This is a genomic window from Pseudomonas sp. COR18, from assembly GCF_048568395.1.
Classification (GTDB): Bacteria; Pseudomonadota; Gammaproteobacteria; order Pseudomonadales; family Pseudomonadaceae; genus Aquipseudomonas; species Aquipseudomonas fuscovaginae_B.
Genome location: NZ_CP183808.1, coordinates 1530650 through 1557502 on the forward strand (window position 1 = coordinate 1530650; position 26853 = coordinate 1557502).

Sequence of the window (26853 nt, forward strand, 5' to 3'; positions counted from 1 at the left end):
GCCTGATCAAGGAAAATGTCGAGCGCAATCCCAAGGTGCTCGGCGCCTATATCGCCTGGGAAAAGAACGCCCTGGATCACAACGACGCGGCCTATGCCGGCAACGCCACGGCCGGCGCGGCCAAGGACGGGCGTTTCCTGCCCTGGTGGTTCCGCAACGACGACGGCAGCCTGGGCTTCTCGACCCTGGTGGACGTGGACGACCAGAAGTTGCTGTCCACCGGCGTGCGGGCGAGCGAGTACTACCTGTGCTCCAAGGAAACCGGCAAGACCTGTGTGATCGACCCGGCGCCCTACAAGGTCGGCGACAAGATGGTGATGCTCGCCTCCTTCATCCAGCCGATCATGCTGGGCGGCGCCTTCCAGGGCATCGTCGGTGCCGACCTGTCGGTGAACTTCATCCAGGACATGCTGCTGGCGGCCAACCAGAAGCTGTACAACGGCGCCGGTAACATGGCCCTGGTCGGTACCAACGGCCGCCTGGTGGCCTACACCAAGGACCCGAGCAAGTTCGGCGAAAAGGTCAGCGATATCCTCGATGCCGATAAAGTCGCGAGCATGGGCAAGCTCAATCGCGGCGAAGTGACCTACAACGTCGACAAGAGCAAAGGGCTGATCGAGCTGTACCTGCCCTTCGGCATCGGCCAGAGCGATGCACGCTGGACCCTGATGATGCAACTGCCGCTGAACGCGGTGATGGCCGACCTGCAGAAACTCCAGGGCGAACTGGACGAACAGCGCAAGGCCGACGTGTTCGGCATGGCGGTGGTCGGCCTGGTCATCGCCGCGCTCGGCCTGCTGGTGATCTGGCTGGTCGGCCACGGCATCGCCCGGCCACTGCGGCAGATGGTGGCGATGCTCGACGATATCGCCCAGGGCGAAGGCGACCTGACCCGCCGCCTGAGCAGCGACCGCGCCGACGAACTGGGCTCGATCGCCAAGGGTTTCAACACCTTCCTGATCAAGTTGCAGGCGATGATCAGCCAGGTGGTGACCTCGGTGCAGAGCGTCAGCGACTCCTCGGAACACACGGCCGACATCGCCATCCGCACCAACCTGGGCGTGCACAAGCAAATGGCCGAGATCGATCAGGTGGCCACCGCCGTGCAGGAAATGACCGCCACCGCCCAGGACGTGGCCCGCAACGCCACCCAGGCGGCACAGGCCGCCAGCCACGCGGACATGGCCGCCAGCGATGGCATGCGCATCGTGCGCGATACCTCCGCCGCCATCGGCGACCTGGCCGTGGAAATCGGCCGCGCCGTGGGCGTGGTGCAGACCCTGGCCAAGGACAGCGAGAACATCAACGCGATCCTCACCGCCATTCGCGGCATTGCCGAGCAGACCAACCTGCTGGCGCTCAACGCGGCGATCGAGGCGGCCCGCGCCGGCGAACAGGGGCGTGGTTTTGCCGTGGTCGCCGACGAGGTGCGCAACCTGGCCCAGAAGACCCAGCAGGCCACCGAAGAAATCCAGTCGATGATCCAGCAGTTGCAGCAGGGCACCCGCGAAGTGGTCAGGGTCATGGAGGACAGCCAGCACAAGACCGACGAAAGCGTGCAGCACGCGGCCAAGGCCGCCGAGGCGCTGGAAACCATTACCCAGGCGGTGTCGGTGATCAACGACATGAACACCCAGATCGCCAGCGCGGCCGAGGAACAGAGCGCGGTGGCCGACGACATCAACCGCAACGTGATCAACATCGGCCAGGTGGCGAACGAGGTGGCCGGCGGGGCCGACGAGTCGAGCACGGCCAGTGCGCAACTGACCAAGCTGGCGGAGCAGCAGCGGCGCCTGATCAATCAGTTCAAGGTCTAGCCTGAAAAAGCCCACCCCCTGTAGGGGCCGGGCTTGCCCGCGAAAGGGACCTCCAGACCGTTAAAAGCTTCGCGGGCAAGCCCGGCTCCTACAGGGTTTCCGGTTCAACACCCAGCCCGGCCCCGACAGGAGCCCACTCATTGCCGGGCCTCAACCCGGCGTCAGGCACTCCGGCGCATTGAGCTTCGGATCATTCACCAGGTTGGCCAGCAGGCGCTCGCGCAACGGCATCTGCGGGCTGGCCAGCAACCCCTGCAACACATGCAGCGGGGTGTCTTCGGCCAACCAGGCGGCCTGCCCCGCCTCATCGAGAATCAGCGGCCGGCGCTGACTGGCCGCCGATTGCGTGACCACCGCCGTACTCAGCCAGACCTGCTCCTGCACCGGATAGGCCTCCCAGATCGCCGCAAAAAACAGGCTGGAGCCCTCGGCCGGCGTCAGCCAGTACGGCCGCTTGCGCTGGGTGCCGCGCCACTCGTAGAAACCGTTGGCCGGCAACAGGCAACGCCGCTCGCGAAACGCCTGGCGGAACATCGGCTGCTCGGCCAGGGTTTCGGCCCGGGCATGGGCCGGCGTGCGCGACAGGTCGGTCAGCCAGGCCGGCGTCAGCCCCCAGCGGGCCCTGGCCAGTTCACGCCGGCCGGCGTTGGCACGCAGGATCAGCACCGAATCGTTGGGCGAAATGTTCCATTGCGCCTGCTGATCGGCGGGAAAACCGGGCAAGGCTGCAAAGGCGGGGTTCCAGCGAAACAGGGCAAAACGTCCACACATGGGGCAATACGACTCGTTCTGTAAACTCGATCAGGGTGCTAGCAAAGCAGCACCCCGGCAACCTGCTCCGGCTCATCGCCAGGCAGCGGCAGTGCGGCATTGTACGCGGCGATCAGCTCGCGTGCGTACTGCGCCTGCTCATCCTCCACCGCCAGGGCCAGCAGGCCGAACACCGGCAACTCGCCGACGCCCCCCAGCAAGTCGCGCCCGACCAGGTGCGCCTCCACGCCTTCGCTGGCGAGCATGCCCAGCAGCAGCTCGCCCTCCATCAGGTTTTCCGGCTCATAGATGCGCTGCATCGGGATGCCCCCAATCACTCGTTTTCCGTGTGAACGTCGAGCATCCACTCGTGACCGTCGGTCTGCAGAGTGAACACGATCGGTCGACAACACACCGGGCAGTCCTCGATATAGGTCTGGTCGCCACCGGAAAGATCCAGCACGGCCTCGGCTTCTTCACCACAGTAGGGACAGGAGTAGTACTCAGTTTCCAGCATCGCGGCCTCCGAAGGTGACTTGTGCGTATAATTGCCGGTCTATTTGCAAGGCTGATTTTTGTCCGAGCCTTATTTTTCCAATCGGGCTTTGTTATTTATCACTCAACCCTCTACTTACCCTAGCCGTTTCCAACAAGAGAGCATGATGGGCGAATTCGATGCCATCCGACCTTACGACGACTCCGAGGTGCCAGCCGTGCTGGCCCGGTTGCTCGGTGACAAGGCTTTTCTGGATATTCTCACGCACTTCCGTTTCCCCCGCCTGGTCGGAACCTTTGGCTGGCTGCTACGGCCACTGATCGCCTATCGGCTGCGTCGTGAATTCGCCGACGTGAAATGCGTGGCAACCCTGCAGGACAAGATCGAGGTCTACGTCGACAACACCATCGAACGGGCCACCGATGGCGTGACCTATACCGGCGTCGAGCAGTTCAAGTCCGGCACCGCCTATCTGTTCCTGGCCAACCATCGCGATATCGTCATGGACCCGGCGTTCGTCAACTATGCCGTCTACCATGCCGGCCTGCCGACGCCACGCATCGCCATCGGCGACAACCTGCTGCAGAAGCCGTTCGTCAGCGACCTGATGCGCCTGAACAAGAGCTTCATCGTGCACCGTTCGATCAGCGGGCGGCGGGAAAAAATGGCGGCCTACCAGTTGCTGTCGGCCTACATCAACCACTCGATCCGCCACGACTGCCAGTCGATCTGGATCGCCCAGGCCGAAGGCCGGGCCAAGGACGGTGACGACCGCACCGAGTCGGCCATCCTGAAAATGTTCCACATGAGCCGCAAGGACGAGCCGTTCGCCGAGGTCATCCAGTCGCTGAACCTGACCCCGGTGTCGATCAGCTACGAATACGACCCTTGCGACCTGGCCAAGGCCCGCGAGCTGTACATCCGCGCCACCACCGGCACCTACAGCAAGGCACCGGGCGAGGATGACGTGAGCATCGCCAAGGGCATCACCGGCTACAAGGGCCGGGTGCACGTGAACTTTGCCGCGCCGTTGAGCGGGGCCTTCGAGGACACCAAGGTGCTGGCCCAGGAGATGGATCGGCAGATCCTCGGTGGCTACCGGCTGTTCCCGGTGCATTACCTGGCCTATGCGCAGTGGAGCGACGCCGATCCGCAGCTACAGGTGCCCAAGGCTGCCGAGCTGTTCCCGGCCGAAGAACTGAACAAGGCCAGGGAGCAATGGCAAAGCCGCCTGGACGCCTGCCCGGCCGAACACCAGCCCTACCTGGTGCAGCAATACGCGACCCCGGTGCGCAACCAGTATCGGGTCAAGGCGGGGCTACCGCTGTAAGAACGTAGTCGCAGGGTGGGGGCAGGGCTTGCCGGCCTATTCGCGGGCAAGCCCTGCTCTTGCCGGGAACGCGTTCGACGCTGTCCATGTGGGAGCCGGCTTGCTGCGGGCGTTGCTCCGACGATCCGCCAAAAGCGGCCACCCACCGGCAAGCCGCGCCCAGGCAAGGGGTAGGCTCTACAGCCTGGTACTGATCCAGGACACCAGCAGCGCCACCCCCAGGCAGGCGAACCCGAACCGGTAGAAAAACCGGTTCGCCCGCACCACCCGCGAGTCGAGCAGCAGCAACGGCTGATCGATCGACCGCCCTTCGCTCTGCATCTCCAGCTTTTCCAGCGCCCGTAGCTCACGGCGGCGCGTGAGCTGCAACAGCCATGCACCGGGGCAGGCCACCAGCAGGGCGAACAGGTTGAGCCATTTGCCCGGATGCCCGGCGAATACGCTCCAGATCAATTGCAACGACATCATGAACCCTCGGATGAACCAGCGCCTGTCCAACACCCGGACGAACGGCAGATAGCCGTCGCCGCGCACGCTGGTATGGGAACACCCGTGCGTTACAGTTTCCTGTGTCCGGCTCCGTACAATTTACGGATTAATTTGCGCTGTCACCTGAACGTCACCTTAACAGGCCACCCTGTCGCCCTCGAACATTCACGGAGCTTGTCATGCTGCACGCCAACAACCAGGACCGCCTTTACCTGATCGCCCCCAGCGATGAACAGGAAGCCCTGGTGGACGCCATGTCGTTCAACGTCCAGGACCGCCACTGGCTGGTCTATTGCGCCCTCGGCGGCCATCAGCACGCCGACCTGCCCGAAGCCGACCTGACCACCGGCGTGAGCCTGCTGGACTTCCACATCGAAGCCGCTTGACCCCAAGCGGGCAGTCAACAGACAGGCAATAAAAAGCCCGGCCTCCAGAGCCGGGCTTTTCCATTGCTGCGCCGGGTTACTGGCTCAGCAGGCGGCCGATGCTGGGGTCCTTGAAGACCCGGGTCAGCGCGTCGCTCAACACGTCACTGATCAGCTTGGTGTTGGTCTGCTCGTTGGGCGCCATGCCGAAGCGCTGGTTCAGCGATGCACCGTACTGGCCGCTGTAGCGCTGGTTGGCGTTGGTCACGTCGGAGCGGAAGTTGGCCCCGATGGTGGCCTCGGTCACGTAGGTGGTGTCCTTCGGCGACTGGTAGGTCAGGTCGGACAGGGTCACGGTCAGGGTCGGTGCGTTCATCGCATTCGGCGTTGGGGTGAAGCCCAGCAGACGGACGGCGGCTTCAGCCTGGGCCTGCAGCCTTGGCACCAGGTCGGCGCCCTGGACGGTGATGGAGCTGGTTTCAGGGTAGAGGCCGCCACGAGTGCCCAGTACCGGCGAGCGACGACCGTCGACAACCCGGACCACCACTTGCTGGCCATGTCCAACCGGGGCGAGCTGGGTAGTGAGCGTGGGTTGCGGGCTAAGCTGCTGAGGACTGTTGGCACAGCCGACCAGGGTCAGGCTGGTCACAGTGATCAAACCGAACAACAGGCGTTGCAACATGCGCATCTCTCCAAGGACTAGGCACAATCAGGCCGTCAGTATAGCCGTGCACGTGCGCCGCTCACCAGACATCGCCCCGCAGGCGGCTGCGGATACCGCGAACCGGGGGAGTCATGTCACATTTAATTCACCGCCCCTACATGCGCACGTAACAGCCCCGATACAACATCGATACCACAACGGGACAAGAGGTAACGTGACGATGGAATTGCTCTGGCAACTGTTCTTCCCTCGCAAGCCCATACGCAGCTTCGCCCGGCTCGGTGCCGACGGCCGCTGCCAGGCCTTCAAGCAGTGCGACCTGCCGCCAGCGGGCGATGGCTGGGTCGAAATCGAGGAGATTCGCCTGGCCTGGATGCACCAGCCACTGCCTGCCAGTGCCCGTGTCAGCCCACGGACGTCACATCCGCGTCGGGCGCTGCCGTTGACCATCTGACCAAACGGCTAATAAAAGTCATTCAACAGGGTCATTTCTGCGCATTTCTTGGTTACAATCTCCCCCCGATTATAAGGACGTCTCCTGATCGGGCCTCGCAGTATCGCTGATGCACCTGCATCGGTCCCCCGCACCGCCCACAGAGAGCCGCCCACACAGATCGAGTGAAGTCGGCGTGCTTGCTGCTGCACCTGCAACCCACCGTTTTACCGAATCTGCCAGAGCTGCCTTTGTGCTCGTTCACTGAGCTGTTTGCCCGTACGCCAGCCTTGCTTCCCGGCCGGCATTTGCTTCGCGGGCCCGGTGACAGGCCGCGGCAGCCCTTTTTTGAGGTTCACGTCTTCAAAAGAGCGTGAAAAAACGGGTATTCACTACTTCACGAGAGTGTGGCGAGCAAATGAAAAGTTTTGCCTCTGGAAATGCACCATTAACGTCCTTGACGACTCGATCACACAGGACCCGATATTCCCAGGCAGGTGCTTGAAGCCTGTCCGCCTACGGATTTGGTTGCACGATCGGATGCTCTCGACCATAAGTCGAATTGCCGGAAGTCGCCTGAAATGCGTTCATACGCACCTCAAGCCCACCGACAGCGTCCGCTGAAGTTGCAAAAAATTGCGAAAAATCGGACATGGCGAACCTGGCCATGAGTGACACCGGGCTGACGTTGCCCTGTCAATTCCTGGCGGCCATGCCGTCAATGTGGTGCTGCAGATTTTGGAGACGCGTTAATGGCGCATAACGAAGCAGTCGATGTGGTCCTGGTAGGGGCCGGCATCATGAGTGCGACCCTCGCGGTGCTGCTCAAGGAGCTCGACCCCGCGATCAAGCTGGAAGTCGTCGAGCTGATGGACTCCGGTGCCGCGGAGAGTTCCAACCCATGGAACAACGCCGGTACCGGCCACGCCGGGCTGTGCGAGCTGAACTACACGCCACAGGCTGCCGACGGTTCCGTCGACATCAAGAAAGCCGTGCACATCAACAGCCAGTTCGAAGTGTCCAAGCAGTTCTGGGCCTACCTGTCGAAAAAAGGCACCTTCGGCTCGTGCAAGTCGTTCATCAGCCCAGTGCCGCACCTGAGCTTCGTGCAGGGTGAAAAGGACATCGGCTTCCTGAAGAAGCGGTTCGAAGTGCTGCACCAGCACCACGCCTTCGCCGAGATGGAATACACCGAAGACCGGGCGAAGATGGCCGAGTGGATGCCCTTGATGATGCCGGGCCGTCCGGTCGATCAGCCGATCGCCGCCACCCGTGTGCTCAAGGGCACCGACGTGAACTTCGGCGCGCTGACCAACCAGTTGCTCAACCACCTGACCAGCGCCCCGGACACCCAGGTCAAGTACTGCAAGCGCGTGACCGGCCTCAAGCGCAACGGCAGCGGCTGGACCGTGAGCATCAAGGACGTCAACAGTGGCAGCAGCCGTGAAGTCGACGCCAAGTTCGTCTTCCTTGGTGCCGGCGGTGCCGCCCTGCCCCTGCTGCAGGCCTCGGGCATCGAGGAAGGCAAGGGCTTCGGCGGCTTCCCGGTCAGCGGCCAGTGGTTGCGTTGCGACAACCCGGAAGTGGTCAAGCACCACCAGGCGAAGGTCTACAGCCAGGCGGCCGTGGGCTCGCCACCGATGTCCGTGCCGCACCTGGACACCCGTGTGGTCGATGGCAAGAAGTCCCTGCTGTTCGGTCCCTACGCCGGCTTCACCACCAAGTTCCTCAAGCACGGCTCGCTGTTCGACCTGCCGAGCTCGATCCGTCCCGGCAACATCGGTCCGATGCTGGCCGTGGCCCGCGACAACATGGACCTAACCAAGTACCTGATCAGCGAAGTGCGTCAGTCGATGGAGCAGCGCCTGGAATCCCTGCGCCGCTTCTACCCCGAGGCGAAAGCCGAGGACTGGCGCCTGGAAGTGGCCGGCCAGCGGGTACAGATCATCAAGAAGGACCCGAAGAAAGGCGGCGTGCTGCAGTTCGGTACCGAACTGGTCGCGGCTGCGGACGGTTCGCTGGCCGCCCTGCTCGGTGCCTCGCCAGGCGCCTCGGTGACCGTGTCGATCATGCTGGAACTGATCGAACGCTGCTTCGCCGACAAGGCCAAGGGTGAATGGGCCGCCAAGCTGCAGGAAATCTTCCCGGCGCGGGAGAAGGCCCTGGCCACCGACGCGGCGCTGTATCGCCGGATCAACGCCCAGAACAACATCAGCCTGGAGCTGGTGGAGCCGAGCAGCGAGACCGAAAGCTACGCCTGAGGTACTCGCGCCATGAAAAACGCCCCGGCCTGTTGAGGTCCGGGGCGTTTTTTTTCAGGCTGTGGAAAACTCAGCCGCGAGCGTTGTTGATCAGCTCGATATAGTCCGACGCGTTGCGCTGGTCCTGGATCAGGGTCACGAAGTCCTGGCCATGCTCGTTCTTGCCGTCGAGGTCGTAGCCGGCTTCCTTGAAGAACACCAGGAAACGCTCGAAGTCGTCGATACGCAGGCCACGATAGGCCTTGATCAGCTTGTGCAGGGACGGCGAGGTTGCATCGGCCGGCTCGAAGTCGAGGAACGACTTGACCTGCGCATCGCCGATCTCGTCACCAATCACCTGTTTCTTGTCTTTGCGCATTACCGGCTCCAGCCACAGATATTACACGGGGCGGGCAGTTTACCCCCGCATCTGCTCCGCTCTCAACGAGTACGAACTGATCCGGTATGCAGGTCGGCCCAGATATGGCCGTTGGCGTAGCTCAGGAACTGGCAATACACCGTGTCGTTGCGCAAAAGGTCCATGACCACCCGGTACTGGGTCAGCGGGTAATACAGGTTCAGGGTCTTGCTCGCCTCGTCGAACGTCGGTTTTTTCAGGCTCTTGCTCTCGCCGTCGAAGCTGACCAGCACCTGGTTGACGGTCGCGCCCTTGCTCAACGGCTTGCCCTTGAGGCGCACCAGCAGCGACGAGGTCACCGGAATCGGCTGCTGGTTGGACTGGCGCTGGCTGCCGATCACCACCGAATACTCGGTGACCTGCAACAGTTGCTGCTGCTCCGGCTCGGCGCGGCGCAGGGACAGGTCGTCCGGAGGCAGGTATTGCCCGTGCAGGGGCGCCCCCGGCGCGGCGTCGACGGTCAGGGGCAGTCCGGCGAACATCAACAGCGTCGCGGCATGGCGGATCGAAACGGGCATGACAGGCTCCAGGGCGCTTGGCAGGGCACTCTAGCACAGAGCAACACGGCGCTTGCTCGCAATAAAAACTGTGCTTCAAAGCCTGCGCCCGGCGTCTAGCAGCTTGTAGTCCCGCAACCCGCGGGAAGTGACTGCGAGTTCGAGCATGCAAGCGCTGTTGAACGAAATCCTCGATGAAGTGCGTCCCCTGATCGGCCAGGGCAAGGTGGCCAATTACATCCCGGCGCTGGCCGATGTGCCGGCCAACCAGTTGGGCATCGCCGTGTACGGCAACGATGGCGAGCTGTACTACGCTGGCGATGCACAGACGCCCTTCTCGATCCAGAGTATTTCCAAGGTATTCAGCCTGGTCCAGGCGATCAACCATTCCGGCGAAGCGATCTGGGAGCGCCTGGGTCACGAGCCGTCCGGCCAGCCGTTCAACTCGCTGGTGCAGCTGGAGTTCGAACGCGGACGCCCGCGCAACCCGTTCATCAATGCCGGCGCCCTGGTGATCTGCGACATCAACCAGTCGCGCTTCGCCGCCCCGGCCCTGTCGATGCGCGACTTCGTGCGACGGCTGTCCGGCAACCTGCAGGTGATGGTCGACGGCAAGGTCGCCGACTCGGAATACCAGCATCGCGCCCGCAACGCGGCGATGGCCTACCTGATGCAGTCGTTCGGCAATTTTCACAACGATGTGGAAACGGTGCTGCGCAGCTACTTCAGCCATTGCGCCCTGCGCATGAACTGCATCGACCTGGCCCGCGCCTTCGGCTTCCTGGCCAACGACGGCTTCTGCAAGCACAGCGGCGAGCAGGTCCTGACGGCGCGCCAGACCCAACAGGTCAACTCGATCATGGCCACCAGCGGGCTGTACGACGAGGCCGGCAACTTTGCCTACCGGGTCGGCCTGCCGGGCAAGAGCGGCGTGGGTGGCGGGATCGTCGCGGTGGTACCGGGACGGTTCACCATCTGCGTCTGGTCGCCGGAGCTCAACACCGCCGGCAACTCGCTGGCGGGCATGGCGGCGCTGGAGCTGCTGAGCCAACGGATCGGCTGGTCGGTGTTCTGACCAAGGCCGTGCGCAATGCACGGCCTCATCAGCATCCGTATGTCATCGCACAAACTCAATCGCAAAGATCAGCAGGTCCCACAGACTTTTCCGCCCTTGACGTAGGAAATATTCCATCTATGCTCCCGTTTAACTGTATATCCATACAGTTAAATTGAACAAAACGATGACATATCAAGGAGCTAGAAATGTCAGCCATTGAACGCACACCGCAGCGAAACCTGCTGCACGACGGCAAACTCATTGCCGAACTGGACAGCCTCTTCAGCCAACAGGGCATTGCAATCCCCGGCGATGGCAGCACCATCGTCCTGCTCGCCGAAGGGCATCACACCCTCAAGTATCACCGGCCCGAACACCTGCCGAACGGACCCGCCAGCCAACTCAAGGGGTCGCCCCAGGTCCGCTTCGAAGGCGGCGAGCACACCGCCATCGGCGATGCCACCCTGCTGCGCTTCGCCGAAAACGCACCGGCCATTCCCGCCTGGCAGGTGGAGCTGCACCTGAATAACGGCCTGGCCCTGACCTACGGGCAGATCATCGCCCTGGGCGGCGACTTCTACGGCATCCCAGACCGGCCGATCGCCGACGGCAACACCGCGCAGGACCGCCAGACGCGCTTTCGCGCAGCCTTCGACTCGCTGGCCGTGCTGCCCGCCTCCCGCGAGGAAGCGCAGAATATCCTGCAGGTGATGAAAACCGAGATCAATGCCGCCAACCAGGCGATCCGCGATGGCCGGCAACCGCACGAGGCCTATGACGAACTGGGCGATACCCTGTCGGGCGAATGGAACAGGATCACCGGCGGCGGCAGCATCGCCTCGCCGCTCTTCCCCCTCGGCCGCTACCTGAAACTGGCCGCCAGCAACTGGGACCACTTCGGCCCATGGGCCCTGCTCGCCTACCAGGCCGGTCACGCCGTGGCCTTGCAACAGGCGCTGGTGGCCCGCCAGAGCGGCAAGGACCAGGATCTGGAACTGGCCTATGCAATGAACGCTTTTGCCGACCACTTCCTCACCGACCTGTTTTCCGCCGGCCACTTGCGCGTCCCCCGCAAGCAACTGGCCGACAGCGTCACCCCCAGCGACGTCGGCTCGCTGATCTCGCGCTTCATGCACGACGAGGACAGCCAGTACGGTTTGAAAGTCCGCAACGCCCGCGGTGAACAGTGGAACTGCTACGGCGACAAGCGTTACTTCGACAGCATCGACGACAGTAACCGGCGCCAGGTCAGGCAAGCGGTGCAGCAGTCGGCGGACGAGGTGTTCGCCGCCTACCTCAGCGGTGTTGTGGTGCCGGCCGAACGTTACGCCGCCCTGGGCTCGGTGCCCGACCTGGCAAAAGTCGAAGACCGCCAGGACCGCCTGAATTTCGCCCCGCTGTTCGCCCTCAAGGGCGGGAACGTGCTGCGCCGCAAGGACGTCAACGACCTCAATGACCGCAACCAGAGCGACAACTGGTGGGGCTGGAGCACCTACCTGCTGCTCAAGGACTATCAGCCGAACAAGCCCTCGGGCTACCTGAACCCGCCCGGCGTCGCCCCGACCATCAGCGCCGATGGCTGGCAGAGCCGCACCGCCAGCGAACCCAACTGGCTGCCGGGAAATGCCGTGCGCTATGCCTTCAGCTACAGCAAGGGGCTGGACGAATCCTACATCGGACCCTGGACGACCTATGCCGAACTGACCGACCGCTTCCAGCCGACCCTCAACGTACCGATCACTGCCGCCTCCGGCGCGACCGGACGCAACGTGTTCCGCCAGTTCCGCGGTGGCTCACCGGAACGGATCGGCACGCTGGACAACCAGGCAACGACCTTTATCGACAACCATCAATGACAGGGAGATCAACGATGACCTTTACCGTAAGACTCGCACTGGCTAGCGGCCAGTCGCTCAGGGATATGCCCCTGGAACTGCTGGCCGATGGCGTGGCAGTGGCCCGGGCGAAGGCGGATGACACCGGGAAAGTGGTGTTCGATGTATCGGCGAAAGCCGTGCAGTGGGCCATACGCGTGGATCGCACGATCCTGGCAGGGGGAGCGGTCATCTGAACCGCTATCCGCGGGCAAGCCACGCGCCTGCAGGCTGCCTGCAGGCGCGGCGCTTGCCCGCGAAGAACGCTGACGCAAGCCTACTCAGTCTGCGCCTCGGCCTCTTCATGGGCCTGGCGCAACCGCTCGCGGCTGTTGGTCAGGTGCAGGCGCATCGCCGCCCGCGCCGCGTCGGAGTCCTGACGGGCGATGGCCTCGTAGATCTCCTCGTGCTCGCGCCCCAGCCGATTCATGTAGTGCTGCTGGTCATCATGGGCCAGGCGTGCGGAATTCAGGCGCGTGCGCGGAATGATGCTGGTGCCCAGGTGGGTCATGATGTCGGTGAAGTAGCGGTTGCCGGTGGCCAGGGCGATCTGCAGGTGGAACTGGAAATCGGAGGCCACCGCATCGCTGGCATGGGCCACGCTGTCGTTCAGCGCATCCAGTGCCGCGCGCATCGCCGCCAGTTGCTCGGGCGAGCGCCGTTGCGCCGCCAGGCCGGCCGATTCCACTTCCAGACTGATACGCAATTCGAGGATCGCCAGCACATCACGCAGGGTCACCACCGTCGCCGGGTCGATACGGAAACCGCTCGGGCTCGGCGTGTCCAGCACGAAGGTGCCGATGCCGTGGCGGGTCTCCACCTGCCCTGCCGCCTGCAGGCGGGAAATCGCCTCGCGCACCACCGTGCGGCTGACGCCGTGGGCGTCCATGATCGCCGACTCGGTGGGCAGCTTGTCGCCGCGCTTGAGCTGGCCATCACGAATCTGCTCGGTCAGGACCGTGACCAATTCCTGGGCAAGACTGCGGCGCTTGCGAGGTGCGCGGAGCGCGGCGCTCTGGTTTTCCATATCGAACATCTATCTCGGCTGAACGGCTGAGCCCCATGATAGCTCAACGCGGTTGTACGATCACCGTCCGACTATGCGCCGACCGGCTCCTGAGTGACCAGATGTCCCTGTTCGATACGCAGATGCCGCGGATGGAACTTGTTCAGGCTGCTGCGGTGGCCAACGCTGACGATACTCAGGCCGGGGATCTGGTCGATCAGTGCCTGGTACAGCGCCGCTTCATCCTCCTCGTCCATCGCTGCCGTGGCCTCATCGAGGAACAGCCATTGCGGGGCATACAGCAGTGCCCGGGCGAAGGCCAGGCGTTGCTGCTCACCCGGCGACAACATGCGCTGCCAATGATTGCTCTCCTCGAGGCGGCCGGCAAGATGTCCAAGGCGGCAGGTGTGCAGGACCTCCTGGTAACGCGGGTCCGGATAGGCATCGCCCGGCTGTGGATAACTCATCACCTCGCGCAGGCTGCCGATCGGCAGATAAGGCTTCTGTGGCAGGAACAACGAACGCGCAGCCGGTAGCCGAATGCTGCCGCGCCCCCGTGGCCAGAGCTTGCCCATGGCCCGCAACAGGGTGCTCTTGCCGCTGCCGGAACGCCCGCTGAGCATTACCCGCTCGCCCGCCGCCACCGCCATGTTCGCCCCGGCCAGCAGGTGCCGACCATCCGCCAGGTCCAGGCTCAGGTCGCTCACCTGCAAGCTGTCGCCCTGGTTCTGCACGTCGATGGCCGCGGCACGCTCCTCGTTATCGAGCATGGCCTGGCGAAAACTCAGCAGACGGTCGCAGGTGGCCTTCCATACCGCGATGTTCGAGTAGGCATCGATGAACCAGCTGAAGTTCTCCTGCACATTGCCAAACGCCGAGTTGATCTGCATCAGTTCGCCGAGCTGAATCTTGCCGGCGAAGTAGCGTGGCGCGGCGACGATGAAGGGGAAGATGATCGCGATCTGGGCATAACCGGAGGTGAAAAAGGTCAGGCGCTTGGTGACCCGCATCAGCGCCCAGTAGTTGGACCAGACCTTGCCGAAACGGCTGCTCAGGCGCTGGTTCTCGTTCGGCTCGCCATCGTACAGGGCGATGCTTTCGGCATTCTCGCGCACCCGCACCAGGGAGAAACGCAGGTCGGCTTCGAAGCGCTGCTGCTGGTTGTTCAGCGGGATCAGGCTGCTGCCGATCACCCGGGTCAGCCAACTGCCGACGGCCGCGTAGAGGAAGGCACACCAGAACATGTAGCCGGGGATGGTGATGCCGAAGACCTCGATGCTCCCCGAAACGCCCCAGAGGATGATCGAGAACGACACCAGGCTGACGACCGTGCGAAACAGCCCGAGGCTCAGGGTCAGGGTGTCGCTGGTGAAACTGTTGAGGTCTTCGCTCAACCGCTGGTCGGGGTTGTCGGTGTGCCCGCCCGACTCCATCTGGTAGTAGTTCTTGTGCTCTAGCCAGCGCTTGAAGTGCTGCTCGGTCAGCCAGCGCCGCCAACTGATGGTCAGCATCTGAGTCAGGTAGAGCCGATACACCGCCCCCAGGATGGCGACGGCGGCGATCGCGCCGAAATACAGGATCAGGTGCCAGAAGGCCTCGCTGTTCTTTTCCTGCAGGGCGTTGTAAAAGTCCTTGTACCAACTGTTGAGCCAGACCGAGATGCCGACGCTGAACAGCGAAAGTGCCACCACGCTGATCAGCAGCAACCAGGCCTTGCCCTTCTCCTCACTGCGCCAGTAAGGCGAGGCCAACTGCCAGACCCTACGAAAAAACTGACCTTTTACTGCATCGTTGACCGCGGAATATTCAGCGTTCTTAGTCATTCTAAGGCTCGGTTGGCGTAAGAAATTTCACCAACCGATCATAGATGATTCGCCTGGGCAGGCGTGCAGCTTGAAAGGATTCCGTTCAGCGCCGGTTCAGCGGCGCACCGGCCGTTTCTGCAATTTGCGCTGCAGGGTCCGCCGGTGCATACCCAGGGCACGGGCCGTCGCGGAGATGTTGCCCTCGTGCTCGGTGAGCACCCGCTGGATGTGTTCCCACTGCAGGCGGTCCACCGACATCGGGTTTTCCGGTACCAGGGTGTCGAGGTCGGCATGCTCGGAAAGCAGGGCCGCCAGCACGTCGTCGGCATCCGCCGGCTTGCACAGGTAGTTGCAGGCACCGCGCTTGATCGCCTCCACCGCGGTGGCGATGCTGGAATAGCCGGTCAGGATCAGCACACGCATCTCCGGATCCAGTTCCAGCAGCTTGGGCAGCAGCACCAGGCCGGAGTCGCCCTCCATCTTCAGGTCCAGCGCGGCATAGTCCGGCAGGTCCTGCTGGGCCAGGATCAGCCCCTCTTCGGCGGAACCGGCGATGCTGACGCGGAAACCGCGGCGGCTCATGGCCCGTGCCATCACACGGGTAAAGGTGGCGTCGTCATCCACCAGCAACAGGTGCGGCAGTTCCTCGCCTTCGACCTGGATCTCGTCACTCATGCTTCGTCTCCTCGGGCAACACGGGGCAGGCGCAGCTCGGTGAGCGTGCCACCTTCCTCATGACTGTAGAGTTTCACCGAGCCGCCAGCGCGTGTCACGCTGGCCTTGCTCAAGAACAGGCCGAGGCCGAAGCCCTTGCCCTTGGTGGTAAAGAACGGCTTGCCGATCTGCTCGGCGATGGCCAGCGGCACACCGGCGCCGTGGTCGCGAATACTGATGGTGAAGTTCTCCTCATCCCAGTCGAGTCGCACTTCCAGGCCTTCGGGGCAGGCATCGGCGGCGTTGTTCAACAGGTTGAGCAGGGCCTGGGTCAGGTCCGGCGGCGGGGCCAGGCGCGGCACCTCGCCCTGCCCCAGGCGCTGGAAGCGGTAGCTGGCTTCCGGGCGCATCAGGTGCCAGCGGTTCAGCGCCTCGTCGAGCCAGACGGTGACGTCCTGCATCTGCACCGCCAGCCGGCGATTGGCCTCGGCGGCGCGCACCAGTTGCTGCAGGGTCTCCTTGCACAGCTTGACCTGGTCCTGGAGCACGCTCAGGTCGTCCTGGAGCAGGGGGTCCGGATGGTCCTGGCGCATTTCCTTGAGCAGCACGCTCATGGTTGCCAGCGGCGTACCCAGTTCATGGGCGGCACCGGCAGCCTGGGTCGCCACGGCCAGCAGTTGCTGGTCACGCAGGCCCTCTTCACGGCGCAGCGCGCGCAGTTCTTCCTGGCGGCGCAGCTCCTCGGCCATCTTCGCGGCAAAGAAGGTGATCACCGCGGCGGCCAGGGCGAAGCTCAGCCACATGCCGTAAATCTGCAGTTTTTCCCGCGAGATCGGCAAGGTTTCCAAGGGGTAGAACTGCACCAGCAGCAGGGTGTACAGCGCCAGCGCGACGCCGGAAAGCACCAGCGAGAAACGCCAGGGCAAGGTCACCGCGGCGATGGTCAGCGGCACCAGGTAATAGGACACGAAGGGGTTGGTCGAACCACCGGAGAAATACAGCAGCGCACTGTGGATGAACAGGTCGCAGGCCAGTTGCACGGCATACTCGAGTTCGGTGACCGGCCAGGTGGTGCGCAGGCGCACGACGGTGAAGGCGCACAGCACCGCGGAGCAGGCCAGTGTGGTCCACAGTTGCAACCAGGGCAGCGGCAGCAGTTCGAAGCCGTAGGCAATGCCTACCGAGCCGGCCTGGGCAGCCAGCACCAGGATACGGATGAACGTCAGGCGCCAGAGATTCTGGCGAGTCGCGGACAGCAATTGAAAGGGGGCGAGCATGAGCTCTCCTGATGAGCGCTCCAGGCGGACCCTCACGAGTATACCCAAGCCGGGCGCCCGTCTGGCAAAAGTGCGGCAAACGGCCACAGCTCTCCCGACAACAGTTCCTTACATATGTATAGAAGTTGTAATTGGGTGAAACCGACGATAACCGCTAGAGTCTGATGGATTCACGCGACATCGCCCGACGACCGTCGCGTCCCGTATCTCAAGGAGTCTCTATGCAACGGTTCACTCGCAGCGCCACCCTGATCGCCCTCAGCACCGCCACACTGGCCAGCCTGCCGGCGTTGGCTGCCGATGAGCTTCATTACAACCAGGTCTCCCTGCGGGCCGAAGCCAGCCAGGAAGTGGCGCGCGACCTGATGATCGTCACCCTCTACACCGAGGCGCAGAATGCCGACCCGGCCAAGCTCGCCGCACAGATCACCACCACCATGAACAAGGCCCTTGGCGAGGCCCGTGAAGTGAAGGCCGTGACCCTGCGCCAGGGCTCGCGCAACAGCTACCCGATCTACGACAGCAAGACCCAGAAGATCACCGGCTGGCAGGAGCGCGCCGAACTGCGCCTGGAAAGCCCGGACTTCGCCGCCCTGTCCAAGCTCACCGGCGACCTGATGCAGACCCTGAAGATGGACAGCATGAACTTCGCCATCTCCACCGCAGCGCGCAAGACCAGCGAGGACGCCCTGCTCAAGGACGCGGTCAACGCCTTCAAGGCCCGCGCCCAGATCGCCACCGAAGCTCTCGGCGGCAAGAGCTACAAGATCGTCAACCTGAACCTCAACAGCGGCGGTTATCCACAGCCCTACGCCCGCGCTCCGATGATGATGAAGGCGGCCGCGATGGATTCGGCACCGGCACCGGAAGTCGAGGCCGGTACCAGCGAAGTGAAGATGAGTGCCGACGGCGTGATCGAAGTCCTGCAATAAGCCCGGCCAAAGCCCCACAAGTGCTTTCTAAGCGGCCCGCAACGGCGGTAACCTCGGTGACCGCCGTTTTTTTTTCGCTCGCTAAAGGCACTCCCAGGGGATTCCATGGAAAGAACCGTATTCAAACCGCTGCTCCTTGCCGCCGGCCTGTTGGCCTGCGCTCCGCTGGCCCAGGCCGCCAGCACCCTGGTCTACTGCTCGGAGGCCAGCCCGGCCGGCTTCGACCCCAGCCAGTACACCAGCGGCACCGACTTCGATGCCTCGGCGGAAACCGTGTTCAACCGCCTGACCCAGTTCAAGCGTGGCGGCACCGAGGTCGAGCCCGGCCTGGCCACCCGTTGGGAAGTGTCCCCGGACGGCCTGGCCTACACCTTCCACCTGCGCCAGGGCGTGAAGTTCCACACCACCGACTATTTCACCCCGAGCCGCGACTTCAACGCCGACGACGTGCTGTTCACCTTCAACCGTCTGCTCGACAAGAACATGCCGTTCCGCAAGGCCTACCCTTCCGAGTCGCCGTACTTCACCGACATGGGCCTGGACACCACGATCAGGAACATCGAGAAACTCGACGAACAGACCGTGCGCTTCAACCTGAACAATGTCGATGCGGCCTTCGTGCAGAACCTGGCGATGAGCTTCGCCTCGATCCAGTCCGCCGAATACGCCGACAAGCTGCTCAAGGAGGGCAAGGCCGAGGAACTCAACCAGAAACCGGTGGGCACCGGGCCATTCGTGTTCAAGCGCTACCAGAAGGATGCGCAGATCCGCTACAGCGCCAACAAGGCCTACTGGAAACCCGAGGACGTCAAGCTCGACAACCTGGTCTTCGCCATCACCCCGGATGCCGCCGCCCGCCTGCAGAAGCTCAAGGCCGGTGAATGCCAGGTCAGCGGCTACCCGCGCCCGGCCGACATCGAAGTGATGAAGCAGGACCCGAACCTGCAGGTGCTGCAACAGGCCGGCTTCAACCTGGGCTTTCTGGCCTACAACGTCACCCACAAGCCACTCGACCAGCTAAAGGTCCGCCAGGCGCTGGACATGGCCATCGACAAGCCGGCGATCATCAAGGCGGTGTACCAGGGCGCCGGGCAACTGGCGCAGAACGCCCTGCCACCGGCGCAGTGGTCGTTCGACCCGAACATCAAGGATGCGCCCTACGATCCGACCAGGGCCAAGGCGCTGCTCAAGGAGGCCGGTGTCGCGCCCGGCACCCGCATCGACCTGTGGGCAATGACCGTGCAGCGCGCGTCGAACCCCAATGCGCGGATGTCGGCGCAAATGATCCAACAGGACTGGGCCAAGGTCGGGATCAAGGCCAACATCGTCAGCTATGAGTGGGGCGAGTACATCAAGCGCGCCAAGAATGGCGAGCATGACGCGATGATCTATGGCTGGACCGGCGACAACGGCGACCCGGACAACTGGCTGGGCGTGCTGTACAGCTGCGCCGCGGTCAAGGGCAGCAACTACGCCAAGTGGTGCGACCCGGACTATGACAAGCTGGTCCAGAAGGCCAAGCTGTCCAGCAACCGCGATGAGCGGGTGAAGCTCTATCAACAGGCGCAGAAAATCCTCAAGGAACAGGTGCCGATCACACCGATCGCCAACTCGACGGTATTCCAGCCGCTGCGCAAGGAAGTCCGTGATTTCAGGATCAGTCCATTCGGCCTGACCCCCTTCTACGGCGTGAGTCTGGATAAGTAACACCAACGCCCCAACCGGGTGCGCCAGACGCCCCGCTTGCCCACTCGCAGTGCGCCGTTTGCACCGGAAAAACCCGATGCAAACGGTCAAATGCGTCAGTATTTATACATTTGCGACATTCCTGTACGTTCGTGCCACACTTTGAGACTTGCAGCCTATCTGCATCTTGCAATGGGTACAGGGCCTGCATAAGTATCCGCAGGTCGACTCACGAGGTCGTCCTCACAACCAAAAATGACAACAAATCATGAGGCCACCAATGCTTAAAAAAGCAGTCATTCCGTTTTTTGTTGGCGCAGGCCTCCTGGCCTGCGCACCGTTCGCCCTCGCAGCGACAAACCTGGTGTACTGCTCCGAAGGGAGCCCGGCCGGTTTCGATCCTGGCCAATACACCGCCGGAACCGACTTCGATGCCTCTGCCGAAACCGTCTTCAACCGTCTGAGCCAGTTTGAACGTGGCGGCACCGCCGTGGTTCCTGGCCTGGCGACCAGTTGGGACATTTCGCCCGACGGCCTGACCTACACCTTCCACCTGCGCGAAGGGGTCAAGTTCCACACCACCGATTACTTCAAGCCGACGCGCAATTTCAACGCCGACGACGTGCTCTTCACCTTCAACCGCATGCTCGACAAGGACATGCCGTTCCGCAAGGCCTACCCGACCGAGTTCCCGTACTTCACCGACATGGGGATGGACACCAACATCGCGAAGGTCGAGAAGCTCGACGACCACACCGTCAAGTTCACTCTGAAAGCCGTCGATGCCGCCTTCATCCAGAACCTGGCGATGAGCTTCGCCTCCATCCAGTCCGCCGAGTACGCCGACAAGCTGCTCAAGGAAGGCAAGGCCAGCGACATCAACCAGAAGCCGGTCGGCACCGGTCCGTTCGTGTTCAAGAGCTACCAGAAAGACTCCAACATCCGCTACACCGGGAACAAGGAGTACTGGAAGCCTGAAGACGTGAAGATCGACAACCTGATCTTCGCCATCACCACCGATGCCTCGGTGCGGATGCAGAAACTCAAGAAGAACGAGTGCCAGGTCAGCGTCTATCCGCGCCCGGCCGACCTCGCGCCGCTCAAGGCCGACCCGAAACTGCAGATGCCAAGCCAGGCCGGTTTCAACCTGGGCTACATCGCCTATAACGTGATGCCGGTGCTCAAGGGCGAAACCGCCGCCAACCCGCTGGCCGACCTGCGCGTTCGCCAGGCGCTGGACATGGCCGTGAACAAGCCGCAGATCATCGAATCGGTGTACCAGGGCGCCGGCCAGCTGGCCGTCAACGCCATGCCGCCGACCCAGTGGTCCTACGACACCACCATCAAGGATGCCAAGTACGATCCCGAGAAAGCCAAGCAACTGCTCAAGGAAGCGGGCATCAAGGAAGGCACCGAGATCAAGCTGTGGGCCATGCCGGTCCAGCGTCCGTACAACCCCAACGCCAAGCTGATGGCGGAAATGCTCCAGTCCGACTGGAAGAACATCGGCCTGAACGTGAAGATCGTCAGCTATGAGTGGGGTGAATACCTCAAGCGCGCCAAGGCCGGCGAGCAGCAGGCGATGATCATCGGCTGGAGCGGTGACAACGGTGACCCGGACAACTGGCTGAACGTACTGTTCGGTTGCGATGCCATCAACGGCAACAACTTCTCGAAGTACTGCACGCCGAAATACGACAGCCTGATGAAGGAAGCCAAGTCGACCTCCGACCAGGCCAAGCGCACCGAGCTGTACAAGCAGGCCCAGCACATTCTCAAGGATGATGTCCCGTACACACCGATCGCGCACTCGACGGTGTATCAACCCATGAGCGCTACCGTGAAAGACTTCAAGATCAGCCCGTTCGGCTTGAACTCGTTCTACGGCGTCAGCGTCAGCAAGTAAGGTCCCGCAAAGGCGACGTCGCAACACGTCGCCTTTGCGCTACCCGCCAGAATTGCAGGAATTGCCCTCTCCCTGACCGTCCGACTTAGGAAAGATGAGTCAGAAGCGCAGTTTTTTCCTACAACTCTCTCAGGCTCTACGCATTTACGGCATTGACTTGGCGCCATAACGTCAGGACATCACCGACACATGCTGATGAGCGGCACTGCTGTATTCGACTGACTGGGTTGGTGATGTTTCCATGTAGCACGACATGGCAATTGCTCACCAACGACAATAAAAATGGATTGAGATCGTCATGCGCCATACCTTCGTTTTATCCGCTTTGATCAGTACCGCCCTGCTGGCGGGCACTGCTTGCGCCCAGGCTGCCGGTAGCCTGGTGTTCTGCTCCGAGGGCAGCCCGGCCGGGTTTGACACCGCGCAGTACACCGCCGCGACCGACAACGATGCCGCCGAGCCGATCTACAACCGGCTGGTGGAATTCGTCCGAGGCGAGACCACCGTCGCACCGGCGCTGGCCAAGAGCTGGGATATCTCGCCGGATGGCCTGGTGTATACCTTCCACCTGCGCGAAGGCGTGAAGTTCCACACCACCAAGTACTTCACCCCCCATCGCGACTTCAATGCCGACGACGTGCTGTTCACCTTCAACCGCATGCTCGATCCCGAACACCCGTTCCGCAAGGCCTACCCCACCGAGTTCCCCTACTTCACCGGGATGAGCCTGAACAAGAATATCGCCAAGGTCGAAAAGACCGGGCCGCTGACCGTGGTCATGACCCTCAACAGCGTCGACGCCGCGTTCATCCAGAACCTCGCCATGAGCTTCGCCTCGATCCTCTCCGCCGAGTACGCCGAACAGTTGCTCAAGGCCGGCAACCCGAGCGAGATCAACCAGCAGCCCATCGGCACCGGGCCCTACGTGTTCCAGCGTTACCAGAAGGACACGCAGATCCGCTACGCCGCCAACAACCACTACTGGGACCCGGAGAAGGTCAAGCTCGACCAGCTGATCTTCTCGATCAACACCGATGCCTCGGTACGCGTACAGAAACTCAAGCGCAATGAATGCCAGGTGACCTTGCACCCACGCCCGGCCGACGTCCCGGCGCTCAAGAGCGATCCCAAGCTGCAGGTGATCGAAAAACCGGGGTTCAACCTCGGCTACATCGCCTACAACGTCCGCCACAAGCCGTTCGACCAGCCTGAAGTGCGCCGGGCCCTGGACATGGCGGTGAACAAGCCGAGCATCCTCAACGCGGTCTACCAGGGCGCCGGTCAACTGGCGGTCAACGCCATGCCGCCGACCCAGTGGTCCTATGACGACACCATCAGGGACGCCGCCTACGACCCGGAAAAGGCCAAGGAACTGCTCAAGGCCGCCGGCGTCAAGGAAGGTACCGAGATCACCCTGTGGGCCATGCCGGTCCAGCGTCCGTACAACCCCAACGCCAAGCTGATGGCCGAAATGCTCCAGGCCGACTGGGCGAAGATCGGCCTCAAGGTGAAGATCGTCAGCTACGAATGGGGCGAATACATCAAGCGCACCAAGAATGGCGAGCACGACATCAGCCTGATCGGCTGGACCGGTGACAACGGCGACCCGGACAACTGGCTCGGCACGCTCTACAGCTGTGACGCGATCGGCGGCAACAACTACTCCATGTGGTGCGACCCGCAATACGACAAGCTGATCAAGCAAGCCAAGATCGTCACTGACCGTGACCAGCGGACAGTGCTTTACAAGCAGGCCCAGCAGTTGCTCAAGCAGCAGGTGCCCATCACCCCGATCGCCCACTCGACGGTGAACCAGCCGTTAAGCGCCAAGGTGCATGACTTCAAGGTCAGCCCCTTCGGTCGCAACTCGTTCTCGGGCGTCAGTATCGAACAATAAAAACCATGACCCACGCGTTGGGGGCGAATTTCGCCCTCACGCAATCTTGCAGCCGAAATTCGGCGAATCACTGCCAAGCAAACGTTTGCGACAAGAAAAAGAGTTCACCCCAAACAACCGGCATACCTAAAAGGCCGGTAACCAAAAAAGAAAATAAAGGAGCTTTACGTTGAAACTCTCTCAGAAAGCGTTGTTAGCCTTAGCAATCAGTAGTGCCAGCCTGATGGCCCATGCGGAATCGCAAAGCCAGGAATTCATTCCGACCGGCCTCAACACCAGCAATGCCCAGAGTGAAGCCAAGGGCTTCATCGACGGCCAGAGCCTGGGCGGTACGACCCGTAACTGGTACGCCAACGAACTGAAACGCCGTGATGACCGTTTCTCCTACAAGAAAGGCGGCGACACCCCGACTCCGACCCCACGTCGTATCAACTGGGTCCAGGGCACCATCCTGAACTACACCTCGGGCTTCACCCAGGGTACCGTCGGCGTCAGCACCGAAGTCGCCGCCTACAACGCCATCGCCCTGGACCGTGACCGCAAGGACCTGGCCGGCGGTGGCAACCGGACCCTGACCCACAGCGACGGCGACGCCGTCGGCCAGTGGAGCAAGCTGGGCCTGGCCAACGTCAAGTTCCGCGTGTCGAACACCACCCTGACCGCCGGCCGCCAGAACTTCAGCACCCCGATCGTCGACACCATCGGCAACCGTGCGCTGCCTTCCAGCTTCGAAGGTGTGAGCCTGCACAGCGAAGAGCTGAACAACCTGTCCTTCGACGTCGCCACCTTCGATCGCGTCTCGCCACGGACCGAGCAGAGCCTGTCGAAATTCCGTTCCGAGTACACCAACAACGGTGCCGAGACCGACCACGTCAACACCGCCGGCATCAACTACCAGCCATTCAAGAGCCTGAAGACCAGTCTCTACGGCGCCCACGTCGAAGATTTCTGGAACCAGTACTACTTCGGTGCCACCCACGACCTGGGCGACAGCTCGGTGCTGAGCCTGACCACCGGCCTGAACTACTACAAGACCGTCGACACCGGCAAAAAGAAGATGGGTGAGATCGACAACGACACCTACTCGCTGTCCTTCGGCCTGACCCACCAGGCCCACAGCCTGACCTTCTCCTACCAGGAGATCAACGGCAACGAGTACTTCGACTACCTGCACGAAACCAACGGCATCTACCTGGCCAACTCCCTGCTGTCGGACTTCAACGGCCCGAACGAGAAATCTTTCCAGATCGCCTACGGTCTGAACATGGCCGAATACGGTGTGCCAGGCCTGAAGTTCAACATCTACCAGGCTCGCGGCTGGGGCATCGACGGTACCCACTACACCGGCACCGCCTATGACGTGCGCAACATGAACGGTGAGCACCACTACGAATACGGCATCGGCGCCTCCTACGCGGTGCAGAGCGGTCCGCTGAAGGCCACCGCCATTCGCGCCACCTACACCACTCACCGTGCCTCGGAAAACCAGGCCGACGGCAACCTCAACGAGTTCCGTCTGGTCACCACCATCCCGTTCAAGATTCTTTGATCCCGGGATCCCGATAGGCAACGACGCCGGGGCCGGCTCGACGAATCGGCCCCAGCGACTAATCTGGCTCATTTGATTACGGAGGGTTTATATGAAGATGCTTTCCCTGCGGGCGGCCGTCGCAGCCAGCCTGCTGACCATAGCCGTCGGCGTTTCGGCAAAACCCTTGGTGGTTTGCACCGAAGCCAGCCCGGAAGGTTTCGACCCGGTGCTGTACACCACCGCCGTCACTTCCGACGCCGCGGCCGAGACCCTGTTCAACCGCCTGGTGGACTTCAAGCCGGGCACCGCCGAGATCCAGCCGGCCCTGGCCGAAAGCTGGGAAATCAGCCCCGACGGCCTGCAGTACACGTTCCATCTGCGCAAGGGCGTCAAGTTCCACACCACCGATTACTTCAAGCCGACCCGCGAGCTCAATGCCGACGATGTGCTCTGGAGCTTCCAGCGCCAGCTGGACCCGAACCACCCCTGGCACAAGCAGTCCACGGTGGGCTTCCCCTATTTTGAAAGCATGGGCTTCCAGGACCTGTTGAAGAACGTCGAGAAAGTCGACGACATGACCGTGCGTTTCACCTTGTCCCGTCCCGAAGCGCCCTTCCTGCTCGACCTGGGCATGGCCTTCACCTCGATCCACTCCGCCGAATACGCAGGCCAGTTGCTCAAGGCCGGCAAGCAGGACGATCTGAACGCCAAGCCGATCGGCACCGGCCCGTTCGTGTTCCAGCGTTATGCCAAGGATGCCCAGGTGCGCTACAAGGCCAACCCGGACTATTTCCGTGGCAAGCCGCCGGCCGAGGTCCTGGTCTTCGCCATCACCCCGGACAACAACACCCGCCTGCAGAAGCTGCGGGCCAACGAGTGCCAGGTGGCGCTGTATCCGAAACCGGATGACGTGCCGAGCATCCAGGCCGATCCGAACCTGCAGGTGGTCAGCATGGCGGCCATGGCCACCGGCTACACCGCCATCAACACCGAGCACAAGTACCTGAGCGACGTGCGGGTGCGCCGGGCCATCGAACTGGCCCTGGACAAGCAGACCTACGTCGACACCCTGTACGGCAAGGGCAACGCCATCGCCGCGGTCAACCCCTACCCGTCAACCCTGCTGGGCTACAACGACAAGCTGAAGAACCCGCCGCAGGACCTGGAAAAAGCCCGCGCCCTGCTCAAGGAAGCCGGCGTGCCCGAAGGCACGGTCTTCACCCTTTACACCCGCAACGGCGGCGGCCCGACCAACCCGAACCCGCAACTGGGTGCGCAACTGATCCAGTCGGACCTGGCCAAGGTCGGTATCAAGATCGACATCCGCGTCATGGAATGGGCCGAAATGCTCAAGCGCGCGAAAAAGGGCGAACACGACCTGGTGTCCGCCGGCTGGAGCGGCGACAACGGTGATCCGGACAACTTCCTCAGCCCGCTGATGAGTTGCGAAGCCGCCAAAAACGGCGAAAACTACAGCCGCTGGTGCAACCCGCAATTCCAGACGCTGATCGACCAGGCCCGGGCCAGGACGGAACCGGCCGAACGCGCCGCGCTCTACGAAAAAGCCCTGGATATCCTGCACGACCAGGTACTCTGGGTCGACCAGGCGCATCCCAAGATGTTCACCGCCATGCGCAAGAACGTAGAGGGTTATCACATTAACCCGCTGTCCACCAATAACTTCGCCACGACCCAGGTGAAGTAGAAAACACGCAGGGAGCGGCCCTAC

25 protein-coding genes and 1 pseudogene are annotated in these 26853 nt (G+C 62.5%); 15 read left to right on the forward strand and 11 right to left on the reverse strand.

Annotation, left to right across the window (positions count from 1 at the left end; all coding sequences use genetic code 11):
- Positions 1–758: 758 nt before the first annotated feature.
- Positions 759–959, forward strand: a pseudogene (locus ACM62G_RS07110) (HAMP domain-containing protein); the annotation flags it as partial.
- A 114-nt stretch (positions 960–1073) separates the two neighbouring features.
- Positions 1074–1817, forward strand: a complete 744-nt coding sequence (locus ACM62G_RS07115) for a methyl-accepting chemotaxis protein (RefSeq protein ID WP_419737495.1) — start codon at positions 1074–1076, stop codon at positions 1815–1817.
- A gap of 150 nt (positions 1818–1967) precedes the next feature.
- On the opposite strand, the gene ACM62G_RS07120 is transcribed toward ACM62G_RS07115, so the two are convergent.
- Genes ACM62G_RS07120 through ACM62G_RS07130 form a run of 3 tightly spaced genes read right to left on the reverse strand, consistent with a single transcriptional unit; the run spans position 1968 to position 3084 of the window.
- Positions 1968–2588, reverse strand: coding sequence for an SOS response-associated peptidase (locus ACM62G_RS07120; protein WP_054058553.1), 621 nt, complete (start codon positions 2586–2588; stop codon positions 1968–1970).
- Positions 2589–2626: 38 nt separating this feature from the next.
- The gene (locus tag ACM62G_RS07125; RefSeq protein WP_054058560.1) at positions 2627–2887 is read right to left on the reverse strand and encodes a putative signal transducing protein; all 261 of its coding nucleotides are present in this window, start codon (positions 2885–2887) and stop codon (positions 2627–2629) included.
- A 14-nt stretch (positions 2888–2901) separates the two neighbouring features.
- Complete coding sequence (locus ACM62G_RS07130) at positions 2902–3084, reverse strand: CPXCG motif-containing cysteine-rich protein (RefSeq protein WP_054064161.1); 183 nt, start codon at positions 3082–3084, stop codon at positions 2902–2904.
- 142 nt (positions 3085–3226) lie between these two features.
- Here ACM62G_RS07130 and ACM62G_RS07135 point away from each other — a divergent pair, with 142 nt between their 5' ends.
- On the forward strand, positions 3227–4393 hold the full coding sequence (locus tag ACM62G_RS07135; RefSeq protein WP_419736930.1) for a 1-acyl-sn-glycerol-3-phosphate acyltransferase: 1167 nt from the start codon (positions 3227–3229) through the stop codon (positions 4391–4393).
- Between the two features lie 177 nt (positions 4394–4570).
- On the opposite strand, the gene ACM62G_RS07140 is transcribed toward ACM62G_RS07135, so the two are convergent.
- Positions 4571–4858, reverse strand: coding sequence for a hypothetical protein (locus ACM62G_RS07140; protein WP_192842709.1), 288 nt, complete (start codon positions 4856–4858; stop codon positions 4571–4573).
- 203 nt (positions 4859–5061) lie between these two features.
- On the opposite strand from ACM62G_RS07140, the gene ACM62G_RS07145 reads away from it, so the two are divergent.
- Positions 5062–5268, forward strand: coding sequence for a hypothetical protein (locus tag ACM62G_RS07145; RefSeq protein WP_017904795.1), 207 nt, complete (start codon positions 5062–5064; stop codon positions 5266–5268).
- Between the two features lie 76 nt (positions 5269–5344).
- Here ACM62G_RS07145 and ACM62G_RS07150 read toward each other — a convergent pair whose 3' ends face one another.
- Entirely contained in the window at positions 5345–5929 is a 585-nt protein-coding gene (locus ACM62G_RS07150; RefSeq protein ID WP_054058558.1) for a YajG family lipoprotein, read from the reverse strand.
- A 202-nt stretch (positions 5930–6131) separates the two neighbouring features.
- Between ACM62G_RS07150 and ACM62G_RS07155 the strand changes: the two genes are divergently transcribed.
- On the forward strand, positions 6132–6365 hold the full coding sequence (locus tag ACM62G_RS07155; protein ID WP_054058550.1) for a hypothetical protein: 234 nt from the start codon (positions 6132–6134) through the stop codon (positions 6363–6365).
- A gap of 731 nt (positions 6366–7096) precedes the next feature.
- Complete coding sequence (gene mqo, locus ACM62G_RS07160) at positions 7097–8605, forward strand: malate dehydrogenase (quinone) (RefSeq protein ID WP_054058549.1); 1509 nt, start codon at positions 7097–7099, stop codon at positions 8603–8605.
- A 70-nt stretch (positions 8606–8675) separates the two neighbouring features.
- On the opposite strand, the gene ACM62G_RS07165 is transcribed toward mqo, so the two are convergent.
- Entirely contained in the window at positions 8676–8963 is a 288-nt protein-coding gene (locus tag ACM62G_RS07165; protein WP_054058548.1) for a PA4642 family protein, read from the reverse strand.
- Between the two features lie 62 nt (positions 8964–9025).
- Positions 9026–9520: a hypothetical protein gene (locus ACM62G_RS07170; RefSeq protein ID WP_054058547.1), complete on the reverse strand. Its 495-nt coding sequence runs from the start codon at positions 9518–9520 to the stop codon at positions 9026–9028.
- 145 nt (positions 9521–9665) lie between these two features.
- Here ACM62G_RS07170 and glsB point away from each other — a divergent pair, with 145 nt between their 5' ends.
- The 3 genes from glsB to ACM62G_RS07185 all read left to right on the forward strand — a co-directional run bounded on the left by glsB (position 9666) and on the right by ACM62G_RS07185 (position 12627).
- Entirely contained in the window at positions 9666–10574 is a 909-nt protein-coding gene (gene glsB / locus ACM62G_RS07175; protein ID WP_054058546.1) for a glutaminase B, read from the forward strand.
- Positions 10575–10762: 188 nt separating this feature from the next.
- The gene (locus ACM62G_RS07180; protein ID WP_419736931.1) at positions 10763–12412 is read left to right on the forward strand and encodes a phospholipase; all 1650 of its coding nucleotides are present in this window, start codon (positions 10763–10765) and stop codon (positions 12410–12412) included.
- Positions 12413–12426: 14 nt separating this feature from the next.
- Positions 12427–12627, forward strand: a complete 201-nt coding sequence (locus ACM62G_RS07185; protein ID WP_273826273.1) for a hypothetical protein — start codon at positions 12427–12429, stop codon at positions 12625–12627.
- Between the two features lie 80 nt (positions 12628–12707).
- On the opposite strand, the gene ACM62G_RS07190 is transcribed toward ACM62G_RS07185, so the two are convergent.
- From ACM62G_RS07190 to ACM62G_RS07205, 4 genes are all read right to left on the reverse strand, one after another.
- On the reverse strand, positions 12708–13457 hold the full coding sequence (locus tag ACM62G_RS07190; RefSeq protein WP_054058543.1) for a FadR/GntR family transcriptional regulator: 750 nt from the start codon (positions 13455–13457) through the stop codon (positions 12708–12710).
- Between the two features lie 71 nt (positions 13458–13528).
- Positions 13529–15259, reverse strand: a complete 1731-nt coding sequence (locus tag ACM62G_RS07195; RefSeq protein ID WP_419736932.1) for an ABC transporter ATP-binding protein/permease — start codon at positions 15257–15259, stop codon at positions 13529–13531.
- 96 nt (positions 15260–15355) lie between these two features.
- Entirely contained in the window at positions 15356–15916 is a 561-nt protein-coding gene (locus tag ACM62G_RS07200) for a response regulator transcription factor (RefSeq protein WP_017904783.1), read from the reverse strand.
- Positions 15913–17172 carry an ATP-binding protein gene (locus ACM62G_RS07205; RefSeq protein ID WP_273826275.1) on the reverse strand — a complete coding sequence of 420 codons (1260 nt, stop codon included), beginning with the start codon at positions 17170–17172 and terminating at the stop codon, positions 15913–15915. The genes ACM62G_RS07200 and ACM62G_RS07205 overlap by 4 nt, the downstream gene beginning before the upstream one ends.
- 221 nt (positions 17173–17393) lie before the next feature.
- Between ACM62G_RS07205 and ACM62G_RS07210 the strand changes: the two genes are divergently transcribed.
- From ACM62G_RS07210 to ACM62G_RS07235, 6 genes are all read left to right on the forward strand, one after another.
- Entirely contained in the window at positions 17394–18104 is a 711-nt protein-coding gene (locus ACM62G_RS07210; RefSeq protein ID WP_054058540.1) for an SIMPL domain-containing protein, read from the forward strand.
- Between the two features lie 105 nt (positions 18105–18209).
- Entirely contained in the window at positions 18210–19811 is a 1602-nt protein-coding gene (locus ACM62G_RS07215) for an ABC transporter substrate-binding protein (RefSeq protein WP_054064154.1), read from the forward strand.
- Positions 19812–20070: 259 nt separating this feature from the next.
- The gene (locus ACM62G_RS07220; protein WP_054064153.1) at positions 20071–21696 is read left to right on the forward strand and encodes an ABC transporter substrate-binding protein; all 1626 of its coding nucleotides are present in this window, start codon (positions 20071–20073) and stop codon (positions 21694–21696) included.
- Between the two features lie 298 nt (positions 21697–21994).
- Positions 21995–23593, forward strand: a complete 1599-nt coding sequence (locus ACM62G_RS07225) for an ABC transporter substrate-binding protein (protein ID WP_054058537.1) — start codon at positions 21995–21997, stop codon at positions 23591–23593.
- Between the two features lie 169 nt (positions 23594–23762).
- A complete protein-coding gene (locus ACM62G_RS07230; RefSeq protein ID WP_054058536.1) occupies positions 23763–25142 on the forward strand; it encodes an OprD family porin in 1380 nt (459 codons plus the stop codon).
- 91 nt (positions 25143–25233) lie between these two features.
- Positions 25234–26829 carry an ABC transporter substrate-binding protein gene (locus tag ACM62G_RS07235; protein WP_419736933.1) on the forward strand — a complete coding sequence of 532 codons (1596 nt, stop codon included), beginning with the start codon at positions 25234–25236 and terminating at the stop codon, positions 26827–26829.
- Positions 26830–26853 lie beyond the last annotated feature (24 nt).

Excerpts from the sequence above, each read along its gene's own strand:
- ACM62G_RS07185 (WP_273826273.1), top strand. The coding sequence starts at position 12,427 with ATGACCTTTACCGTAAGACTCGCACTGGCTAGCGGCCAGTCGCTCAGG.
- ACM62G_RS07140 (WP_192842709.1), bottom strand. The coding sequence starts at position 4,858 with ATGTCGTTGCAATTGATCTGGAGCGTATTCGCCGGGCATCCGGGCAAA.
- ACM62G_RS07125 (WP_054058560.1), bottom strand. The coding sequence starts at position 2,887 with ATGCAGCGCATCTATGAGCCGGAAAACCTGATGGAGGGCGAGCTGCTG.
- ACM62G_RS07220 (WP_054064153.1), top strand. The coding sequence starts at position 20,071 with ATGCTTAAAAAAGCAGTCATTCCGTTTTTTGTTGGCGCAGGCCTCCTG.
- ACM62G_RS07145 (WP_017904795.1), top strand. The coding sequence starts at position 5,062 with ATGCTGCACGCCAACAACCAGGACCGCCTTTACCTGATCGCCCCCAGC.
- ACM62G_RS07195 (WP_419736932.1), bottom strand. The coding sequence starts at position 15,259 with ATGACTAAGAACGCTGAATATTCCGCGGTCAACGATGCAGTAAAAGGT.
- ACM62G_RS07235 (WP_419736933.1), top strand. The coding sequence starts at position 25,234 with ATGAAGATGCTTTCCCTGCGGGCGGCCGTCGCAGCCAGCCTGCTGACC.
- ACM62G_RS07165 (WP_054058548.1), bottom strand. The coding sequence starts at position 8,963 with ATGCGCAAAGACAAGAAACAGGTGATTGGTGACGAGATCGGCGATGCG.
- ACM62G_RS07190 (WP_054058543.1), bottom strand. The coding sequence starts at position 13,457 with ATGGAAAACCAGAGCGCCGCGCTCCGCGCACCTCGCAAGCGCCGCAGT.
- glsB (WP_054058546.1), top strand. The coding sequence starts at position 9,666 with ATGCAAGCGCTGTTGAACGAAATCCTCGATGAAGTGCGTCCCCTGATC.
- mqo (WP_054058549.1), top strand. The coding sequence starts at position 7,097 with ATGGCGCATAACGAAGCAGTCGATGTGGTCCTGGTAGGGGCCGGCATC.
- ACM62G_RS07135 (WP_419736930.1), top strand. The coding sequence starts at position 3,227 with ATGATGGGCGAATTCGATGCCATCCGACCTTACGACGACTCCGAGGTG.
- ACM62G_RS07120 (WP_054058553.1), bottom strand. The coding sequence starts at position 2,588 with ATGTGTGGACGTTTTGCCCTGTTTCGCTGGAACCCCGCCTTTGCAGCC.
- ACM62G_RS07180 (WP_419736931.1), top strand. The coding sequence starts at position 10,763 with ATGTCAGCCATTGAACGCACACCGCAGCGAAACCTGCTGCACGACGGC.
- ACM62G_RS07150 (WP_054058558.1), bottom strand. The coding sequence starts at position 5,929 with ATGTTGCAACGCCTGTTGTTCGGTTTGATCACTGTGACCAGCCTGACC.
- ACM62G_RS07200 (WP_017904783.1), bottom strand. The coding sequence starts at position 15,916 with ATGAGTGACGAGATCCAGGTCGAAGGCGAGGAACTGCCGCACCTGTTG.
- ACM62G_RS07225 (WP_054058537.1), top strand. The coding sequence starts at position 21,995 with ATGCGCCATACCTTCGTTTTATCCGCTTTGATCAGTACCGCCCTGCTG.
- ACM62G_RS07170 (WP_054058547.1), bottom strand. The coding sequence starts at position 9,520 with ATGCCCGTTTCGATCCGCCATGCCGCGACGCTGTTGATGTTCGCCGGA.
- ACM62G_RS07210 (WP_054058540.1), top strand. The coding sequence starts at position 17,394 with ATGCAACGGTTCACTCGCAGCGCCACCCTGATCGCCCTCAGCACCGCC.
- ACM62G_RS07205 (WP_273826275.1), bottom strand. The coding sequence starts at position 17,172 with ATGCTCGCCCCCTTTCAATTGCTGTCCGCGACTCGCCAGAATCTCTGG.
- ACM62G_RS07155 (WP_054058550.1), top strand. The coding sequence starts at position 6,132 with ATGGAATTGCTCTGGCAACTGTTCTTCCCTCGCAAGCCCATACGCAGC.
- ACM62G_RS07115 (WP_419737495.1), top strand. The coding sequence starts at position 1,074 with ATGGCCGAGATCGATCAGGTGGCCACCGCCGTGCAGGAAATGACCGCC.
- ACM62G_RS07215 (WP_054064154.1), top strand. The coding sequence starts at position 18,210 with ATGGAAAGAACCGTATTCAAACCGCTGCTCCTTGCCGCCGGCCTGTTG.
- ACM62G_RS07130 (WP_054064161.1), bottom strand. The coding sequence starts at position 3,084 with ATGCTGGAAACTGAGTACTACTCCTGTCCCTACTGTGGTGAAGAAGCC.